Origin of the sequence: Vibrio sp. OPT46 (genome assembly GCF_015163535.1) — a bacterium.
Classification (GTDB): Bacteria; Pseudomonadota; Gammaproteobacteria; order Enterobacterales; family Vibrionaceae; genus Vibrio; species Vibrio alginolyticus.
Window position 1 is genome coordinate 37716 of record NZ_JADDYG010000678.1, and the last position, 1006, is coordinate 38721.

At 41.0% G+C, this 1006-nt stretch carries 1 protein-coding gene; it reads left to right on the plus strand.

Annotation, left to right across the window (positions count from 1 at the left end; translation table 11 throughout):
• Nucleotides 1–183: 183 nt before the first annotated feature.
• Nucleotides 184–1006, plus strand: an 823-nt coding sequence (gene nfo / locus IQR33_RS24440; RefSeq protein WP_228014117.1) for a deoxyribonuclease IV, incomplete at its 3' end; no start/stop codon positions are given.

Consider the following 1006-nt stretch of genomic DNA (forward strand, 5'->3'; position numbering starts at 1 on the left):
GATTTTATTGAGTTAAATCAATAAAACCTTTGAAAATAAACTAATTACAATTTATTTGATAATATAAAAAATATTTAATAACTAGTTTTGTTGTAAATTTACTACAAATTGAGATTAAAGTTTAAACTGGTTAACGCAACTATCTGTATTTAGGTAGCAATACTGAAAGTCTAAAGTGATTAAATGACAAACATGAAAAACAAGCTTGGGAATAAACTCATTGGTGCACATGTCTCTGCTGCTGGTGGGGTCGATCAAGCTCCGTTGAGAGCTCGTGAAATTGGCGCGAATGCATTCGCACTATTTACAAAAAACCAACGCCAGTGGGTGGCGAAGCCTTTAGAAGCAAAAACCATCAGTGCGTTTAAAGCGAACTGTAAAATGCTGGGTTTCGGAGCAGAACATATTCTTCCCCATGATTCTTATCTGATTAACTTGGGTGCGCCGGAAGAAGAAAAGCTGAATAAATCCCGCGCGGCATTTATTGATGAAATGGAGCGTTGTAATCAGTTAGGGCTGACTTTGCTTAACTTCCACCCGGGTAGTCACCTAAAGAAAGTCTCTGAACAGGAGTGCCTCGCAACGATCGCCGAGTCGATCAATCTTGCGCATAAAGCGGTGCCGAATGTGATCGCTGTTATCGAGAATACGGCAGGTCAAGGCACTAACTTAGGCTGGAAGTTTGAGCACCTTGCTGAAATCATCGAGCAAGTGGAAGATAAAGATCGTGTCGGCGTTTGTATTGATACCTGCCATACCTTTACGGCTGGTTATGACTTACGTACAAAAGAAGATTGCGAGCGCACCTTTGCAGAGTTCGACCGTATCGTAGGTATGCACTATTTAAGAGCAATGCATCTAAATGATTCAAAAGTAGAGTTTGCCAGCAAAGTAGATCGCCACCATTCTCTAGGTAAAGGAGAGATCGGGTGGGATTGCTTTGAGTACATCGCAAAAGACCCTCGTTTTGATGGTATCCCTCTGATTTTAGAAACAATTGATCCAG